This is a genomic window from Corallococcus llansteffanensis, assembly GCF_003612055.1.
Classification (GTDB): Bacteria; Myxococcota; Myxococcia; order Myxococcales; family Myxococcaceae; genus Corallococcus; species Corallococcus llansteffanensis.
The window spans coordinates 1-16,397 of sequence record NZ_RAWB01000021.1 but is presented as its reverse complement, the minus strand read 5'-3'; the positions used below and the strand labels follow the sequence as shown (position 1 = coordinate 16,397).

15 protein-coding genes are annotated in these 16,397 nt (G+C 69.6%); 8 read left to right on the top strand and 7 right to left on the bottom strand.

The annotated features are described in order from the left end of the window. The first annotated feature begins 185 nt into the window (after nucleotides 1–185). The 4 genes from D7V93_RS03510 to D7V93_RS03495 all read left to right on the top strand — a co-directional run bounded on the left by D7V93_RS03510 (nucleotide 186) and on the right by D7V93_RS03495 (nucleotide 4,239). A complete protein-coding gene (locus D7V93_RS03510; protein WP_120642017.1) occupies nucleotides 186–653 on the top strand; it encodes a MarR family winged helix-turn-helix transcriptional regulator in 468 nt (155 codons plus the stop codon). 40 nt (nucleotides 654–693) lie between these two features. Next, nucleotides 694–1,983 (top strand): homogentisate 1,2-dioxygenase, encoded by a 1,290-nt coding sequence (gene hmgA, locus D7V93_RS03505; protein WP_120642004.1) that lies wholly within the window; start codon nucleotides 694–696, stop codon nucleotides 1,981–1,983. Between the two features lie 66 nt (nucleotides 1,984–2,049). Further along, nucleotides 2,050–3,567, top strand: coding sequence for a M91 family zinc metallopeptidase (locus D7V93_RS03500; protein WP_120642003.1), 1,518 nt, complete (start codon nucleotides 2,050–2,052; stop codon nucleotides 3,565–3,567). Between the two features lie 15 nt (nucleotides 3,568–3,582). Next, nucleotides 3,583–4,239 carry a hypothetical protein gene (locus D7V93_RS03495; RefSeq protein WP_120642002.1) on the top strand — a complete coding sequence of 219 codons (657 nt, stop codon included), beginning with the start codon at nucleotides 3,583–3,585 and terminating at the stop codon, nucleotides 4,237–4,239. An 8-nt stretch (nucleotides 4,240–4,247) separates the two neighbouring features. Here D7V93_RS03495 and D7V93_RS03490 read toward each other — a convergent pair whose 3' ends face one another. The 3 genes from D7V93_RS03490 to D7V93_RS03480 are packed head-to-tail and all read right to left on the bottom strand — an operon-like array spanning nucleotide 4,248 to nucleotide 7,308. After that, the gene (locus D7V93_RS03490) at nucleotides 4,248–5,387 is read right to left on the bottom strand and encodes an ABC transporter permease (RefSeq protein ID WP_120642001.1); all 1,140 of its coding nucleotides are present in this window, start codon (nucleotides 5,385–5,387) and stop codon (nucleotides 4,248–4,250) included. Continuing rightward, complete coding sequence (locus D7V93_RS03485) at nucleotides 5,384–6,310, bottom strand: ABC transporter ATP-binding protein (protein ID WP_120642000.1); 927 nt, start codon at nucleotides 6,308–6,310, stop codon at nucleotides 5,384–5,386. Before D7V93_RS03485 ends, D7V93_RS03490 begins: the two co-directional genes overlap by 4 nt. Continuing rightward, on the bottom strand, nucleotides 6,307–7,308 hold the full coding sequence (locus tag D7V93_RS03480; RefSeq protein ID WP_120641999.1) for an HlyD family secretion protein: 1,002 nt from the start codon (nucleotides 7,306–7,308) through the stop codon (nucleotides 6,307–6,309). Before D7V93_RS03480 ends, D7V93_RS03485 begins: the two co-directional genes overlap by 4 nt. A gap of 257 nt (nucleotides 7,309–7,565) precedes the next feature. On the opposite strand from D7V93_RS03480, the gene D7V93_RS03475 reads away from it, so the two are divergent. The 3 genes from D7V93_RS03475 (at nucleotide 7,566) to D7V93_RS03465 (ending at nucleotide 12,033) form a co-directional block, all read left to right on the top strand. Further along, on the top strand, nucleotides 7,566–8,924 hold the full coding sequence (locus D7V93_RS03475) for a sensor histidine kinase (protein ID WP_120641998.1): 1,359 nt from the start codon (nucleotides 7,566–7,568) through the stop codon (nucleotides 8,922–8,924). Beyond that, nucleotides 8,921–10,285, top strand: coding sequence for a sigma-54-dependent transcriptional regulator (locus D7V93_RS03470; RefSeq protein ID WP_120641997.1), 1,365 nt, complete (start codon nucleotides 8,921–8,923; stop codon nucleotides 10,283–10,285). The genes D7V93_RS03475 and D7V93_RS03470 overlap by 4 nt, the downstream gene beginning before the upstream one ends. A 1,478-nt stretch (nucleotides 10,286–11,763) precedes the next feature. Continuing rightward, nucleotides 11,764–12,033 carry an RCC1 domain-containing protein gene (locus tag D7V93_RS03465; protein ID WP_120641996.1) on the top strand — a complete coding sequence of 90 codons (270 nt, stop codon included), beginning with the start codon at nucleotides 11,764–11,766 and terminating at the stop codon, nucleotides 12,031–12,033. Between the two features lie 125 nt (nucleotides 12,034–12,158). Here D7V93_RS03465 and D7V93_RS03460 read toward each other — a convergent pair whose 3' ends face one another. The 3 genes from D7V93_RS03460 to D7V93_RS03450 are packed head-to-tail and all read right to left on the bottom strand — an operon-like array spanning nucleotide 12,159 to nucleotide 13,520. After that, nucleotides 12,159–12,569: a DUF3592 domain-containing protein gene (locus D7V93_RS03460; RefSeq protein WP_120641995.1), complete on the bottom strand. Its 411-nt coding sequence runs from the start codon at nucleotides 12,567–12,569 to the stop codon at nucleotides 12,159–12,161. A gap of 27 nt (nucleotides 12,570–12,596) precedes the next feature. Then, nucleotides 12,597–13,043, bottom strand: a complete 447-nt coding sequence (locus D7V93_RS03455; RefSeq protein WP_120641994.1) for a DUF3592 domain-containing protein — start codon at nucleotides 13,041–13,043, stop codon at nucleotides 12,597–12,599. A 6-nt stretch (nucleotides 13,044–13,049) separates the two neighbouring features. Next, complete coding sequence (locus tag D7V93_RS03450) at nucleotides 13,050–13,520, bottom strand: DUF3592 domain-containing protein (protein ID WP_120641993.1); 471 nt, start codon at nucleotides 13,518–13,520, stop codon at nucleotides 13,050–13,052. A 778-nt stretch (nucleotides 13,521–14,298) separates the two neighbouring features. Here D7V93_RS03450 and D7V93_RS03435 point away from each other — a divergent pair. After that, the gene (locus tag D7V93_RS03435; protein WP_120641991.1) at nucleotides 14,299–16,008 is read left to right on the top strand and encodes a DUF262 domain-containing protein; all 1,710 of its coding nucleotides are present in this window, start codon (nucleotides 14,299–14,301) and stop codon (nucleotides 16,006–16,008) included. Between the two features lie 89 nt (nucleotides 16,009–16,097). Here D7V93_RS03435 and D7V93_RS47265 read toward each other — a convergent pair whose 3' ends face one another. Next, a complete protein-coding gene (locus D7V93_RS47265) occupies nucleotides 16,098–16,223 on the bottom strand; it encodes a hypothetical protein (protein WP_279636844.1) in 126 nt (41 codons plus the stop codon). Between the last annotated feature and the right edge of the window lie 174 nt (nucleotides 16,224–16,397).

Sequence of the window (16,397 nt, the reverse complement as noted above, 5' to 3'; positions counted from 1 at the left end):
GGCGGTGTCCCTGGCGTCCGTGGCCACGCGCGGGAGTGCGGGGGCACGCCTAGCAAGTCAGGGGCCATGCGCTCCCACAGGGCGGAGGCACCCGCGAGTCCCCCCCGCGGGTCATCCACCTGACACGCATGTCATACGCCTTCGGAGGACCCGGCCCCGGATTCACGCTGGCTATAGTGGGCGCGATGAGCCGTGCGCGCCCCGCGAGCCTGACCCTCGACGAGTTCCTCCCCTATCGCCTGTCGGTCGCCGCGAACGTCGTCAGTCAGCGCATCGCGCGCGTGTACGCGGAGCAGTACGGGCTGAGCACGCAGGAGTGGCGCCTCATCGCGGTGCTCGGGGAGGACGGCGAGCGCACGCAGCTCGACCTCGTCAGGCGCACGCGGATGGAGAAGGTCCCGGTGAGCCGCGCCGCGCGCGCCCTGGAGGAGCGGGGGCTGGTGCGGCGCGCCCGGAGCGAACGCGATGCCCGCTCGCGCCGCCTGTCATTGACCGCCGCGGGCCGTCGCATCTACGAGCGCGTGGCCCCCGCGGCCCTCTCCGCCGAGGCCGAGGTGCTCAGCGAGCTGGAGCCGGCCGAGCGCGCGGTGCTGCGCTCGCTGCTCGAACGGGTCGAGCGCACCGCCAGCCGCGTCCTCAAGCAGGACCCCTGAGCCTTGCCGATCTGGTTTCATTTGTTACCATCCGGGTGCCATGGAAAACCTCCGCCACCTCTCGGGCTTTGGAAACGAGCACGCCACGGAAGCCATCGCGGGTGCGCTTCCGGTCGGCCAGAACACACCGCAGCGCGTCGCGTTCGGCCTCTACGCGGAACAGCTCTCAGGGACGGCGTTCACCGCGCCGCGCGGCGAGAACCGGAGGACCTGGCTCTATCGCCTGCGCCCGAGCGCGGGCCACCCGCCCTACCGCCAGGTGGAGGCCCGTGGCCTGCGCAGCGGGCCCTTCACGGAGGTTCCCCCGTCGCCCAACCGGCTGCGCTGGAATCCGCCGCCGCTGCCGACGGCGCCGACCACGTTCCTCGAGGGCCTGTTCACGCTGGGCGGCAACGGCTCACCCGCCCTCGGCGCGGGTGCCGCGATGCACGTCTACGTCGCGAACGCGTCCATGGTGGACACCGCGTTCTTCAACGCCGACGGGGAGCTGCTCATCGTCCCGCAGTCCGGCGCGCTGCGGATCGTCACGGAGATGGGCGTGCTGGAGGTTCCGCCCGGCCACGTCGCGCTCGTGCCGCGCGGGGTCCGCATGCGCGTGGAGCTGCCGGACGGTCCCGTGCGCGGCTATGTCTGTGAGAACTACGGCGCGCCGTTCCGGCTCCCCGAGCTGGGCCCCATTGGTTCGAACGGGCTCGCGAACCCGAGGGACTTCCAGGCCCCGGCGGCGAGCTACGAGGACGTCGAGCGGCCGACGCGCGTGGTGCAGAAGTTCCAGGGGAACCTCTGGGAGACGACGCTCGACCACTCCCCGTTCGACGTGGTCGCGTGGCACGGCACGCACGTGCCGTACACGTATGACCTGGCGCGCTTCAACACCGTCAACACGGTGAGCTTCGACCACCCGGATCCGTCCATCTTCACGGTGCTGACGTCGCCGAGCGACACGCCGGGGACCGCGAACTGCGACTTCGTCATCTTCCCGCCCCGGTGGATGGTCGCGGAGCACACGTTCCGGCCGCCGTGGTTCCACCGCAACGTGATGAGCGAGATGATGGGCCTGGTCCACGGCGTCTATGACGCCAAGGCGGACCAGTTCGTGCCGGGCGGGGCGTCGCTCCACAACTGCATGAGCGCCCACGGCCCCGACCGGAAGACCTACGAGGCGGCGGTCGCCGCGGAGCTCACGCCCCGGAAGATCGACAACACGCTCGCGTTCATGTTCGAGACCCGCTGGGTCATCGCGCCGACGCGGGCGGCCATGGAGAGCCCGCAGCTGCAGTCGGACTACGACGCCTGCTGGGCGGACCTGCGCAAGGCCCAGGTCCCCTGATTTCGCGGGATTAGAGAACCCGGCGGGGGCGACGCAACCGGCGCCCTCCTTGCGCGACAATGGTGCATGACCACGATTGGCAAGCCCGGTTCGCGTCCCACCCCCCTCGTGAAGCAGGAGCCCGTGAAGGCCCCTGCCCCTGCGGCCGCGCGCCCCAACGTGGTGAAGGCGGCGGTCTCCCGGCAGATGACGGACGGCTTCGAAGCGGGGCCTCGCGCCGCTCCGGCCCGGCCGCAGACCGTGAAGGCGGCGGCCACGCCGGTCCGCGGCGAGGCCGACGCCAAGAAGGACGGCGGCGTCCTGGGTGGCATCGGCTCCGCCATCGCGAAGATCGCCAAGGACGTGGCGAAGGCCGTCGCGGGCCCGCAGGTGAGCACCAACGCCGCGGGCAAGACGGTGGTGGACCTGGGCGCGGGCAACAACGCCGCCACGGTGTCGCAGAACAAGGACGGCGGGCTGACCATCACCTCCGGCAAGGACTCGGTGACGCTCACGGCCGAGCAGGCCAAGGGCGCCATCATCCAGGGCGGCGACGGGGATGACTCCATCACCCTGGACGCGAGCGTCACGCAGGACCTCACCCTGGACGGCGGCGCGGGCAATGACAAGCTCGTCGGCGGCAAGGGCAACGACAAGCTCATTGGCGGCGCGGGCAACGACACCGTCATCGGCGGCGAGGGCAAGGACACGCTCAGCGGCCTGGACGGCGACGACTACCTGGAGGGTGGCGCGGGCGATGACCGCATCCTCGGGGGCGAAGGCCGCGACGTGCTCTACGGCCTGGATGGCAATGACTACGTGTCGGGCGGCGCCGGGCGCGACTACGTCGACGCGGGCGCGGGCGATGACAAGGCCTACGGCGGCGCGGGCGACGATCAGGTGATTGGCGGGCGCGGCAACGACACGCTGAGCGGCGGCACCGGCAACGACGCGGTGGCGGGCGGCGCGGGCACGGACACCGTCCGGGGCGGCACCGGCACCGACAAGCTCTACGTGGAGGAGGGCGAGAGCACGCCCGACGTGGCCGCGGGCGAGAAGGAGATCGTCGACATGACGAACGCCGACCAGCGGGGCCGGTCGGTGACGGTGACGGGCAGCGCGGAGTTCCAGGCGCGCACGCAGTCGGACCTGGACGCGATGCGCTCCCTGCCCTCGGGCCAGGAGCTGCTGCGCACGCTGGATGACAGCGGCCACACGACGACCATCCAGGAGACGACCGGCGGCAACTCCGCGGGTCCCGCCAACCGCGACGATGCCTGGCTCAACACGGACGGCACGAAGAACAAGGGCACCAACGGCACGGTGAACTACAACACCACGCGCATCTCGCTGGGCACCGAGGACTGGCAGAACCGTCCGCCCGTCGTCGGCCTGTTCCACGAGCTGGTGCACGCGTCCGACTACGCGAACGGCACGCTGGCGCGCGGGGAGAAGGACGGCGTCAACAACCGCGAGACGTCCGCGGTGGGCCTGCCCATCGACCTGGACCAGAACCCGGCCACGCCGGACGTCGTCCAGGGCGGTCGCCCTGGTGAGAACGTCCTGCGCGACGACCTGAACCTGCCCACCCGGCCGCACTACTAGCCGCCGCCCTCCAGCATGCGAGCCCTGCTCCTGGCGGGCGCCTGCGGGGCCCTCGTCGTCATGGTCGGCTGCACGCGGGCGCCGGAGCGTCCCGCGAACCCGGAAGGACGACGCGTGGCCCCCGCGGAGGTGAAGCTGGACGTGGAGCTGAAGGTGGAGTCGGTGGCGCGCGAGGCGGACACGCTCGCCGTCACCTACGCGGTGCACAACCGGACCTCCCGCGCCGTGCTGCTCGTGGACGGTCTGCCGGAGCAGGGCTTCTCCGGCCCGTCCGGCGTCGCGCCCGAGCGCGCCTACGTGGACCTCTCCGGTGACGGCGCGGTGCTCCTGCGCATGCTCGTGCGCGTGCCGGAGGACCTGGACGTGGAGGCGCCGGAGGTCCCCGCGGTCAGCCGCGTGGAGCCCGGGGCCACCGCGTCCCGGCGCGTGGTGGTGCCGCTGCCCCTGCGCACGTCGCTGCCCTACCCCACCGGCCCCGAGCTGACCCGCGAGCTGTCCCAGGTGCGCGAAGTGCGGCTGCGCGTGGGCTACCTCCCGGACGCGGAGGGCGTGAAGCTACACGCGGGGACGGACTCGCGCGGCCAGTCCGTCCAGACGCCGGAGTACGGCCAGGTGGTGACACGCCAGCAGGTGCTGGACAGCGGTCCCCTGCCCCTGGACGGAGTGCGGTAGGCCGCCTGTCAGTCCAGCGTGGTGCGCGAGCGGGCGATGGCCGCTCCCGCCACCGCCAGCACGAACAGGCCCAGCGCCAGCAGGTCGTCGCCCATGTCCGCGAGCACCTGGTCCTTGAGCAGCACGCCCCGCACGATGCGCAGGAAGTGCGTGACGGGGAGGACCTCTCCCAGCAGCCGCGCCCACGCGGGCAGGCCCAGGAAGGGAAAGGCGAAGCCGGACAGGAAGATGGACGGCAGCAGGTAGAACAGCGACATCTGCATGGCCTGAAGCTGGCTGCGGGCCACCGTGGAGATGAGGTAGCCCAGCGACAGGTTGCCCACGATGAACAACACGATGCCGCACGCGAGCGCGCCCCACCCCGCGGGCGTGCGCGCCATGGGCACCGAGAACAGCACCCGCGCCATCGTCAGCACGACGACGGTCTGCAGCAGGCCCACGACGACGTAGGGCGTGAGCTTGCCCACCATGATCTCCGCGGGCGTGGCGGGCGTGGACAGCAGCGTCTCCATGGTGCCGCGCTCGCGCTCGCGGGTGACGGCCATGGCGGTCATCATCACCAGCGTCATGGACAGGATGATGCCCAGCAGGCCCGGCACGATGTGGAACGGGGAGCGGCTCTCCGGGTTGTAGCGCCGGTGCACCACCACCTCGAACGGCGGCGGGGCGGACCTTCGCGCCACCGGCCCCACCAGCGCGTGCGTCAGCGCCTCCGTGGGCAGCATCGCCACCGCCGCGAGCGCGCCCGCCGCGGCCTGGGGGTCGGACGCGTCCGCCTCCGCGAGCAGCTGCGCGCGCTCCCCCTTGAGCACCCGCTGGGTGAAGTCCGGCGGGATGGTGACGGCGAGCATCACCTGCCCGCGCCGCAGCAGCTGCTCCAGCTCCGCGTCGGAGCGCGGCAGGTAGCGCACGTCCACGTAGCCCGTGCGCTCCATCGTGGCCACGACGGAGGCGGCCAGGGAGCTGGTGTCATGGGACAGCACCGCCGCGGGCAGGTGCCGGGGGTCCATGTTGATGGCGTAGCCGAAGATGAGCAGCTGCATCACCGGCAGGAGGAGGATCATCGCGTAGGTGACGCGGTCGCGCCGCAGCTGCGTGAACTCCTTGAGCAGCACGGCCAGGATGCGCGGCAGCGAGTCCCTCTTCATGAGGCGTACCGTTCGTCGCGCTCGCGCCCCATGAGCTGGATGAAGACGTCCTCCAGGGACGGTGGGACCTCGCTCCAGCGGAAGGGCTCGCGGCGCCACGGGGCGAGGGCTTTCTCCAGGGCCTCGCGCTGGACGCCGCTGACGTGCACGGCGGCGCCGAACGCGGAGGCGCTGAGCACGCCTTCGGCCCGGGCCAGCTCGTGCGCCGCGCGGTCGATGCCCGGCCCTTCTCCCAGGAACGTCACCAGCCCGGAGTCCCGGATGACGGCGTCCGCCGTGCCCCGCGCGATGAGGCGCCCATACAGGATGTAGCCGATGTCGTGGCAGCGCTCGGCCTCGTCCATGTAGTGCGTGGACACCAGCACCGTGAGGCCTCCGGCGGCGAGCGCGTGGATCTCATCCCAGAACTCGCGGCGGGCGCGGGGATCCACGCCCGCGGTGGGCTCGTCCAGGAGCAGCAGCCGGGGCTCGTGCAGCGTCGCGGCGGCCAGCGCCAGGCGCTGCTTCCACCCGCCGGAGAGCGCGCCCGCCAGCTGGCGGCGGCGGTCGAAGAGGCCCAGCCGGTGGAGGGTCGCGTCCACGCGCTCGCGCCGCTGGTCGAGTCCGTGGATGCGCGCGACGAAGGCGAGGTTCTCCTCCAGCGTCATGTCCTCGTAGAGGGAGAACTTCTGCGTCATGTAGCCCGTCCTGCGCTTGATGGCGTCGCCGCGGGCGCGGAAGTCCATGCCCAGCACCTCCCCCTCGCCACTGTCGGGCGTGAGCAGCCCGCACAAGAGCCGCAGCGTCGTCGTCTTGCCGGAGCCGTTGGGGCCCAGGAAGCCGGTGATGCGGCCCGAGTCCACCGCGATGGAGACGTCCCGCACGACGTGCCGGTCGCCAAACGACTTGTTGAGCCCGCGCACATCGATGGCCCGCTCGCTCATCGCGCCACCTTCAGGGTCTCCGGGGGTAGCGGCGTCACGTCCATGGGCTGCCCTGGAAGGAGCCGCGTGGGCTGGGAGGGCACCGCCTCCACCAGGAACACCAGCTTCTGCCGCGTCTCCAGGCTGTAGATGATGGGCGGCGTGTACTCGGGACGCGGGGACACGTAGTCCACGCGGGCGGTCATCCCGGTGTCGCAGCCGTCGCACGCGATGGCCACGACGGTGCCCGGTGCGTACGACGCCACCCGGGCCTGCGGCACGTAGAAGCGCACCTTCACGCGCGCGTCCGGGACGATGCTGACGACGGCGGCGTTGGGGGCGGCCCACTCGCCCTCCTGGAACAGGACCTCCTCCACGCGGCCCGCGACGGGTGAGACGGGCGCAAGCTCGGAGACCTGCCGCTCCGCGGCCGTGAGGCCGGCGCGTCCGCTCGCGAGCTGGGCGCGGATGACCTCCAGCTGCGCGCCCGCGGAGGCCACGTCCGAGAGGGCCACGTCGCGCTGGGCGTGCGCTCGCGCCACGGTCGCGCGGAGCAGGTCGAGCTGCTGGGGCGTCACGGCCCCGTCCATCGCCCGCTGGACGGCGAGGAGCCGGGCCAGCTCCGCGTCCGCGCGGTCCACCTCCGCCTGAGCGACGGCGAGCGAGGCGCGGGCCCGTCCCACGTCCGAGCGGCGCGCGAGGAGCTGCGCCTCGGTCTGCCCCACCTGCGCCCGCGCCTGGTCGGCGCGGGCCTGCCCCGACGTGGGCTCCATGCGGAACAGCGGCGTCCCCACCTCCACGCGCTGCCCGCGCTCCACCGCCACCTCCGCCACCATGCCGGCCACGGGCGAGGAGAGGTAGACGTTGTCGCTGACGACGTAGCCGGTGAAGCGCGGCGGCGGCTCGCGCGTGGGGGGACGTCGCAGCCACGCGATGCCCCCCACGACGACGGCGACCAGGACGATCCCCGCGACGACGGCGCGTCTGGAATGTTTCGAGCGTTTCCCCTGCCCCGACATCCGTGCCTCCCGACGCGGCGACCGTCGCCATGCACGTCGTCCTGAGCACCCGGCGTGCCAGCCCGCGGTTGCCCGGGCGACACTGGGGAGCCAGCCCGCCGTGTTCGGATTTCCGGCGCCGGGCGCCGGGTTCCCGGACACGGGGCGCGGGACGCGGGGGAGACCTTCGTGTCGGAGCGCTGACGCTCGGGGTGGGGCATCCGCCTTGCTTGGGCATAGGGTAGCGACCCACGGTCCAGGAGAACGCCTTGCATCCCATGCCCCAGCCCACGGCCGCCGGAATCGAGCAGGTCCAGCGCGAGGCGTTCTCGCGGATGTTCCGTCAGGTGACGAAGGTGCTGGTGTTCCTGAGCCCGCTCCCGGTGGTGCTCGTGTCGCTGGGCCTCATCGGGGACACGTCCACCTGGCGCCGGTGGAGCGTGGGCGGAGTGCTCCTGCTCGTGTTGGTGGCGCTGGTCGTCGTCTCGTCGTGGCGGCGCAAGCAGGTGGTGTCGTCGGAGCCGGGCACGGTGCTGCCGCTGTTGGCCTTTCCCCTCTTCACGGTGGTGAACCTGTCGCTGGGAGGGCTGGAGAGCCCGCTCATCTTCCTGGTGGTGCCCGCGAGCTTCGCCACGGCGATCCTCTTTCCGACGGCGCGCGGCCGCAGGTGGGCGGGCTACCTGTTGGCGCTGCTGGGCGTGCAGGCGGCGATGACATGGACGGGCGTGCTTCCGGACCTGGTGCCGCAGCTCTTCGGAGGCGGTCGGCGTGCGGGGCACAACGATGCGCTCCTGCTGACGATGCTCGGGGTGACGGTGTTCCTCGTCCTGTGGGCGAACTTCATCGGCGCGACGTTGCGGCGCACCTTCCGGGGCATGGTGCTCACGGCGCTGGACGCGCGCGACGACGTGCTGAAGGCGCACGAGGAGCGGGTGCGCTCGCTCACCACGCTGTCGGGGGAGATCGCCCACGAGCTGAAGAACCCGCTGGCGAGCGTGAAGGGGCTGGCGGCGATGATCGCGCGCGAGGTGGAGGGCCGGCCCGCGGAGCGGCTGGGGGTGCTGCGCCGGGAGGTGGACCGCATGCAGGAGATCCTCGAAGGGTTCCTCAACTTCTCCCGGCCGCTGCTCCCGCTCAACGAGGCGCACGTGCCGCTGGACGGCCTGTGCCGACAGGTGGCGGAGCTGCACGAGGGCATGGCGGGCGAGCGTGGCGTGGGGCTGCGCGTCGCGGAAGGGCCCCCGGTGGAGGCGTGGTGCGATGCGCGCAAGGTGCGGCAGGTGATGATCGACGTGGTGCAGAACGCGCTGGAGGCCGCGCCCCGGGGCACCACGGTGGAGCTCCAGGCCCGGACGACGCCGGAGGGGGGAGGCCGGGTGGAGGTGCGCGACCGGGGACCGGGGCTGGCCCCGGAGGTGCGTGAGCGCGTCTTCGAGCCGGGCATCACCACGAAGCCGCAGGGCTCCGGGCTGGGACTGGCCCTGGCGCGAGCGCTGATGCGCCAGCACGGCGGAGAGCTGAGCCTGCGCGAACGCGAGGGCGGAGGCTGCGTGGCGGAGCTGGTCCTCCCAGCCGCGCCCGCGCCCCAGGAGCAGGCTGCCCTGGCGGAAGCCTCCGGGAAGGAGGCCGTGTCGTGAAGGCACGCGTGCTGGTGGCGGATGACGACGCGGGCGTGCGCTACACGCTGCGCGGGTTGCTGGAGGACGACGGACTGACGGTCGAGGAGGCCGTGGACGGCGAGGCCGCGCTCGCGCGTCTGGACGAGGAGCCTCCCGTGGACCTGGTGCTCAGCGACCTGCGCATGCCGCGCGTGGATGGGATGGAGCTGCTGCGCCGGGTCCGCGCCCGCTCGCCCGCGCCGCCGGTCATCCTCATCACGGCGCACGGCTCCGAGCGCCACGCCGTGGAGGCGATGAAGCTGGGTGCGCTGGACTACTTCCGCAAACCCTTCGACGTGGACGACGTGCTCGCGGTGGTGCGCCGCGCGCTGGGCCTAGTGCGGCTGGAGGCGGAGAACGAGCGGCTCGCGGGCGAGGTGAACCTGCTGCGCTCGCTGGTCTTCGTGTCGCCCGCGATGGCGCGGCTGGCATTGCTCATCCAGCGCGTGGGCCCGCGCGACGTCACCGTGCTCATCACCGGCGAGAGTGGCACCGGGAAGGAGCGCGTCGCCGAGGCCCTGGTGCGCGCCTCGCCGCGAGCGGACAAACCCTACGTGCGCTTCAACTGCGCCGCGCTCGCGCCGGAGCTCGCCGAGGCGGAGCTGTTCGGCCATGCGAAGGGCGCCTTCACCGGGGCCGTGCGGCTGCGACGGGGGCTCTTCCGCGAGGCGGACGGGGGCACACTGCTGCTCGACGAGGTGGGGGAGCTGGCCCTGCCCCTCCAGGCCAAGCTGCTGCGCGTCCTCCAGGAGGGCGAGGTGCGCCCGCTGGGAGAGGACCGCGCCTTCCCGGTGGACGTGCGCGTCCTCGCCTCCACCCACCGCGACCTGCCCCAGCGCGTCACCGAGGGCCGCTTCCGCGAGGACCTCTACTACCGCCTCAAGGTGGTGACACTCCAGGTGCCCCCGCTGCGAAGCCGCCCCGAGGACATCGCCGCCCTGGCGAGGCACTTCCTCGCGCGCCACACCGAGCGCTTCCGGATGCCCCCCGTGGCGCTGACGCCAGCGCTGCTGGAGCGCCTCACGGCGTACCGCTGGCCCGGCAACGTGCGCGAGCTGGAGAACGCCCTGGAGAGCGCCGTGGTGCTGTCCGCCGACGGGACGCTGGATCCGGACCTGCTGCCCGGAGGCTCCGATGTATCAGCGCCCCAGGTCCCCTCCGGCGCCACGTTGAGGGAACGGATGGACGCGCACGAGCGCGAAATCATCCTCGCGGCGCTCGCGGCGTCACAGGGCCAGCGCACGGAGGCCGCGCGGACGCTGGGCATCGGCCGGGCGACGCTGCACGACAAGCTGCGCAAGCACGGGCTGCTTCAGGAGGACGAGGAGTCGGAGCGCTGAGTCCGTTGTGACGCCGCGACGGACTCGCCCTCTTACAGGTCCAGTCATCACATCGGGGGTGTCCACGGCAGCGGAGGAATCTCACGCTACGACAAGACGGCGATCAGTTATCTCGCCGCCTTGCACGTCGCAACCATGCTTCTCTGGCTGCGTTGATCAGGACAGCCCCCAAGGTGCTCCTTCGCGCTTCGCTAATCGCACGAGCCCGCGCATCTCTGGGTGTTTGCGCAACAGGTCTGGCCCGCTCCACAAACCATGTCGCCGCAGGCAGCGCCATAGCCGCCACCTCCTCCTTCGTCGCCGAGATCGGGCCTACAGGTCCCATCGACACACACGTATCCGCTCCCACATATGCCGGTGCTGCTGCAGGACTGGAGCCCCTGCTCGGCCGATGCAGGCACACCGTCTTCGGACGTGTCGTCCTGCAAGCCGCCACAGTTCGTGAGCGCTCCCACCGTCAAGGTGGCAAACATCACGACTCGATAGAGCTTCATCATTCTCATTTCGATTGTCCTTGTAGAAGGAAACGCCGACCCTAGAAGGCTCGGCACTCTGACTGTAAGTCTATTGATTCTCTGCGACCATCCCCCGCGAGCACGAGGACGGCTAGTAGACGTTGTGCTGGCCCGACGTGGAGGTCTTCGAGTCGCCGGTCGGAACACGACTGCCCCGAAGCCCCGCCTCGCCGGCACCATCCCAGCAGCAGGTGGCTTCTTCCGCGGCCTCAAGTGCTTTCGGGCTGTCGCCACCCGCTACGACAAGGCGACGACCAGTTACCTCGCCGTCCTGCGCGTCGCAGCCATGCCTCTTTGGCTCCGTCAATCAGGGACAGCCCTATTCCACCGGCTGGGCGTAGCAGTCTCCAGCAATGATCGGCCGACCCGCGCACGCACCCAGGCAGCAAGAGCAGCTACTGGCCAGGTTGTTATAGCACTCACAGCCGGCCGTCGAGTAGATGGCGAGGCATGACCTCTCATCATTGACATTCTCGAGTGCATCATCGCTGACCCCCAACGGTTCTTCAACCGAACCGGGCTCACCAACTCCGCATCCCACCATCAGTCCAACTGCCATCAATCCGGCGACGATTGCCACGCGCATGCGCCTCTCCTGGCTGTACGACCAATCCAGCATAGACCAGGATTCCAGGCCACTCAGAGCGTCGCATCGCCACAATGTCTGGCGCCTCACATCCCATGGGCGCCGTGGGGCCGCAAGGACATCCCGGACAGTCAGCAGCGTCATTCGTCGGCGGCTCGCGCCTGAACTCCGGGCACTGCTGACCACCACGCGAGGTCAGGTCAGACCGCCATGGTGCCTGTCTGGCTCAGTAGCAGCATCCAAATACAGCCGCTAGAGTGAAGGGCTCCTTTCCCGTCGAGCCTTTGAAGGCGTGGGCGGTGAATGCCTCCGGGAAAGGAGCAACAACCCCCTCGCGGAGCGTCAATGAATCAAGACATGAAAACGGGCTCCTATGCATGACGTCGGCCTTGATGGCCGCACTCACTTCGGTGAACGTGCCGAAGGCTCTGGCAGCGGGCGCCTATCACTCCTTGTTCTTGAACAAGAACGGGGAGGTCTGGGCCTGGGGACAGAACACCTCGGACCAGATAGGCATTGGCATTACCAGCGCCGCAGAGCCCATCCCCTCGGAGGTCCCGGGCCTTCCCACCGTCCGCCCCATGGCCGCGGACGTGAATCATGCGCTCGCGCTGGATGAAGCCGGCAAGGTGTGGGGCTGGGCCTGAACACCTCCGGCCAGGTGGGGCCTGGGGTCACCAGCCCCACGGTCCTCACGCCAACCCAGGTGGCGGGCGTGCTTCGCGCCATGGCACTACGGGCCCCGCTGATGGGCGTCCGTGAGGCCGGGCGCTCAGGGACCCAGGAGCACGTCCAGGCCCCCCGCCATGAAGCCCAGCATCACCAGCGTCCAGAAGCCGGTCCTCACCCAGCCGATCCCTGTGCCCATGGGGCGGCTCCGGCGTGGATCCTCCGGCAGGTAGACGACCTCCAGGGGCGAGCCAGGGGACAGCGCCGACCAGTCCTCGCTCGTCTCGCTGTACTCGTGGTGGAGCACCGTGCCGTCGGGCAGGCAGAACGCGTAGTGCACCGCCGCGTTGTCATCCACCTTGCCCGGGTCGACGCGGAGCACCTTGCCCTGCACGCGCTGCCCGCGCCGTTGGAACCTCCAGGTGACGGCGAAGTCCCTCCACTGGAGCACCAGCATCAGCGCGGGGCCTCCGACGAAGAGCGCCGCGGTCACGACTTTCGCCAGGAGGTTCATGGGGGCGTCGGGGTGGGGCGTGCGCGCCTACCGGGTCCGCGCCAGGTCCTGTCCCTGGGGGGCGAAGTACTCTTGCAGCACGCCATGGGTGCAGAGGCTCGCGAACAACACGAGCAAGGTCGCGGCGATGAGGAAGAACCTCCGACTGAGGCCCTTGCCCGCGGCCATGTGATCGTGTGGCGCTTCCTCCAGGTAGAGGACGTCGACGGGGGAGCCTGGGGCCCGCTCGGAGGGCCCCGGGGGCCACTCCTGGAAGTTGCCCTGGAACTCCGGGCCCTCCGGTGGACGGAAGGTGTAATAGACGGTTCGCTTGTTCGTCCGGGGGTACTGGACGCGGAGCACCTTGCCCTGTGCGTGCAGCCCGCGCCGCTCCAGCCGCACGACCCCTCCGCGGATGTAGATGAGGAGTCCCAGGAGGAGGGTGGGGAATCCCAGCCCGCCCACCAGGAAGCCGATCAGGGTCGAGGTGCTCATGTGCCCTCAGGATGGCGGGGGGGCGGCGGCCGAATCAACCGCCGATGACGCCGGTCCGGCCCGGGCCAGCAGGATCAACAGCCCGAGCAGGGTGATGGGCACCAGCACGACGGTGAAGAACAGGGCGAGCCCCAGCGACATCAGCCCGTGGCCCTCGGGGAAGCTCCAGCGCGGTTGTTCGCGGCTGTAGAGCACCTGAATGGTGTCTCCGACGCGCAGGCGCTTCCACAGCCCGGAGGAGACGTTGCGGCGGCTCTTCACCGACGTGCCGTCGTGCGCCGTGAAGGCGTAGTGCAGCACGTAGTCACTGTCATCCGAGTACGCGAGGAACTCCTTCTGGGTCACCGTGCCTTGCGTGTGGGCGCCCTCTTCCACGATGAGCGAGTCCCGCCGGTACATCCCCCACGTCAGCACCAGCACCGTCAGGCCAATCGCCGCGAACGAGGCGCCCAGGACCCGGGCCGCGAGGAGGGACACGGAAGCACTTCTCCTTTCACGCCACGGTGGCGGCGCTTGCCGCCTTGTTCAAGGCGCGGGCCCGGGAACCGAAAGTGACAGTCCGGTGAACGGGGGCCCCTCCCGCTGCCACGGTGAACGCCCCTGGCGCACCGCGGCAATCACCGTGGGCGCCCCAGCGTGGGCCCCTGGCGGGTGGGGAGCGCCCTGGCCTCGCGTACGCCGAAACGCGATGCGGCCCACCGCTGCTGGAGGTGCACACCGCATCAGAGAGATGGGGGCCCTGTTGAGGAGGAGGGAGGGCGCAGAGGGAGCCGCCCGAGTGATGCTCCCGCCCCGGTGGACAGGCCGCTTGAGCCCCTTTGGGGTACACGCCTGCCCAGGCCGTGCTCCCTTCGGGTGCGTGGCAGAGCCTGGACCTCCTGGCTGTCTTGAGCCTCAGCCCCCGCAGCCTGGGGTGGCCCCTGTGCCGGGGCCCACCTCGCACCTGCCGTGGGCAAGCCCAGGTGTTCCAGAATCGCCTGCACCCGGGTGCTCCCTTCACCCGCCGCCTGCCTCCACACCTCACGCAGGCGAACACATCGAAGTCGAATGTCCTCCTCAGCAACTCTGCGAAAGTCCACTCGCGTCGTCCTCTCCTTGATCCGCTCCTTCCTGGCCGCTACCTCATGCCCCGCGCTCGCCTCCTCCGCACCTGCTTGGGGGAGCGGTCTATGATGAGTTCCGGACTCGGGCCTCGGACCTGAGAAAGCAACTCTGGAAGGATTGAGCCTCCAGCACCAATACATCTACAAACACTATGACCACAGAAACAATCAAAGGCACCGAAGCACTGCTGCACAAGGTCTTCAGCGACGACTTCGCATTCGAAATTCCGGAGTACCAGCGCCCATATGCATGGAAGCAGCAGCAGGCCGACGAACTGCTCCTGGATCTCATCGGGGCGCTCGGCTCAACTGAAGCCTCCGCGGTCGGACAGGCCTCTCCCTATTTCCTGGGCAGCATCGTCCTGATCGAAAAGGAGAAAGCGAAGTTTGAGGTCGTTGATGGTCAGCAGCGACTGACCACCCTTACGATTCTCCTGTCCGCGCTCCGGCATGTCATCACTGCCCCTCGAACCAAGGCAGCGATTTCGCTCTTCCTGCAGCAGGAGGGCAATGAGGTGTTGGGCACGCTGGATCGCCCCAGACTCAAGCTCCGGCAGCAGGATGCATCCTTCTTCAAGAAGTACATCCAGGAGAAGGACGGCCTCTCGGAACTGCTCAAGCTCCAGACCCGGCCCGAAACCGAAGCACAGGAGAACATCCGGGCCAATGCGCAGCACCTCGTCACCGCGCTGTCCCGCATCGCGGAAGCGGACTGCCAGCGGCTGGTCTCGTACATCGCGCAGCGCTGCTTCCTGGTCATCGTCTCCACGTCCAACCTCGACTCGGCATTCCGAATCTTCTCCGTACTTAACGACCGGGGACTCGACCTGGCGGTGTCGGACATCATCAAGGCCGAACTCCTGGGGCGGTTACACGCCAGTGACCCCAGAAGCACGGGCGAATATCAGCACCGCTGGGAAACGCTTGAGAATGACCTGGGGAGGGATCGCTTCCAGACGCTCTTCAATCACATCCGGATGATCCATGCCCGCAAGAAGCTCAAGGGCACCGTGCTCGCGGAGTTCCGGGAGTATGTGCTCAAGGGCACGACGGACGTGGGGGCGTTCCTGGACCAGAACTTCTTCAAGTACGGACAGGCGTTCGAAACGATCCTCCAGGAGAACTATCAGGGCATCGACGAAGTCGCGGCACGGAAGGTCAACGCCGCGCTCAGGTGGTTCTCCTACGTCGACAACACCGACTGGTTGCCTCCCGCCATCCTTTTCCTGAAGAAGCACTCCAACAATCCTGAGTTGCTCGTGGAGTTCTTCCAGGACCTGGAACGGCTCGCGGCGTGCTTCATGTTCCTCCGGCCGACGATCAATGTCCGTCTGGAGCGCTATGCCCAGGTGCTGGAAGCCATCGAGCGGAACGGGAATCTCCGGGAGGACAGCAGCCCCCTACAGCTCACCTCGGAGGAACGGCGGGAGGCCCTGCAGGTCATTGAGGGTGACGTCTACAACGCCTATCCGACCGTCCGGCGCCTCATCCTGCTGCGGCTCGACAGTGAACTCGCGGCGGGTGGAGCCGTCTACGATCACGACCGGATCTCCATCGAGCACGTTGTTCCCCAGACGGTCAAGCCCGGGAGCGAGTGGGAGAAGCACTTCCCGGACGCGGACGCCCGGCAGCAGATGATCCACCGGCTGGGGAACCTGGTCCTGCTCACACGGAGGAAGAACAGCCAAGCGTCGAACTACGACTTCGCGATCAAGAAGGCCAAATACTTCTCGACGGTGGAAGGCGTCACGAACTTCGCCCTGACCAACGTCGTCCTGAAAGAGTCCAGCTGGACGCACACGCAGTTCCAAAACCGCCAAGCGGATCTTTCCACCCGCCTGAAGAACGTCTGGCGCCTATAGCCCAACGCGGAGGCATCACGCGGCCTATGGCACCGCGCCCGTGGAAGGCGCAGCCGGTGAGCGTCAAGGTCGTTGTCGCGTGAGAGGGTTCAGCCGATGCGCTTCAGCTCCTGCACTTCCGGTGAGGGGTTGAGGCGCACAGGGCCCGCGGGCGTCCCGTCGCGCGTGTCGCGGCTCCAGCGCTCGGGGTGACGGGCGCGGGCGCGCTGGTACACCTGATGGCGCTGGGCGAGCAGCGCCGCTTCGAGGCCGAAGTGCCTAATACCACTTGGTCACATCCGAGAGGGCAGCTCAGGCGGGGCTCTGGGGTTGATGGCTCTGTTGCAGAAGGGGCAGGTGCCAATCTGCCCGAGCAGGAGGGGCTGCAACGCGCGTCGCACCATCGGCAG

Bases quoted from the DNA above. Each gene is read 5' to 3' on its own strand.
- D7V93_RS03495 (WP_120642002.1), top strand. From the start codon at position 3,583: ATGCGAGCCCTGCTCCTGGCGGGCGCCTGCGGGGCCCTCGTCGTCATG.
- D7V93_RS03475 (WP_120641998.1), top strand. From the start codon at position 7,566: ATGCCCCAGCCCACGGCCGCCGGAATCGAGCAGGTCCAGCGCGAGGCG.
- D7V93_RS03480 (WP_120641999.1), bottom strand. From the start codon at position 7,308: ATGTCGGGGCAGGGGAAACGCTCGAAACATTCCAGACGCGCCGTCGTC.
- D7V93_RS03500 (WP_120642003.1), top strand. From the start codon at position 2,050: ATGACCACGATTGGCAAGCCCGGTTCGCGTCCCACCCCCCTCGTGAAG.
- D7V93_RS03460 (WP_120641995.1), bottom strand. From the start codon at position 12,569: ATGAACCTCCTGGCGAAAGTCGTGACCGCGGCGCTCTTCGTCGGAGGC.
- D7V93_RS03485 (WP_120642000.1), bottom strand. From the start codon at position 6,310: ATGAGCGAGCGGGCCATCGATGTGCGCGGGCTCAACAAGTCGTTTGGC.
- D7V93_RS03490 (WP_120642001.1), bottom strand. From the start codon at position 5,387: ATGAAGAGGGACTCGCTGCCGCGCATCCTGGCCGTGCTGCTCAAGGAG.
- hmgA (WP_120642004.1), top strand. From the start codon at position 694: ATGGAAAACCTCCGCCACCTCTCGGGCTTTGGAAACGAGCACGCCACG.
- D7V93_RS03465 (WP_120641996.1), top strand. From the start codon at position 11,764: ATGACGTCGGCCTTGATGGCCGCACTCACTTCGGTGAACGTGCCGAAG.
- D7V93_RS03510 (WP_120642017.1), top strand. From the start codon at position 186: ATGAGCCGTGCGCGCCCCGCGAGCCTGACCCTCGACGAGTTCCTCCCC.
- D7V93_RS03435 (WP_120641991.1), top strand. From the start codon at position 14,299: ATGACCACAGAAACAATCAAAGGCACCGAAGCACTGCTGCACAAGGTC.
- D7V93_RS03455 (WP_120641994.1), bottom strand. From the start codon at position 13,043: ATGAGCACCTCGACCCTGATCGGCTTCCTGGTGGGCGGGCTGGGATTC.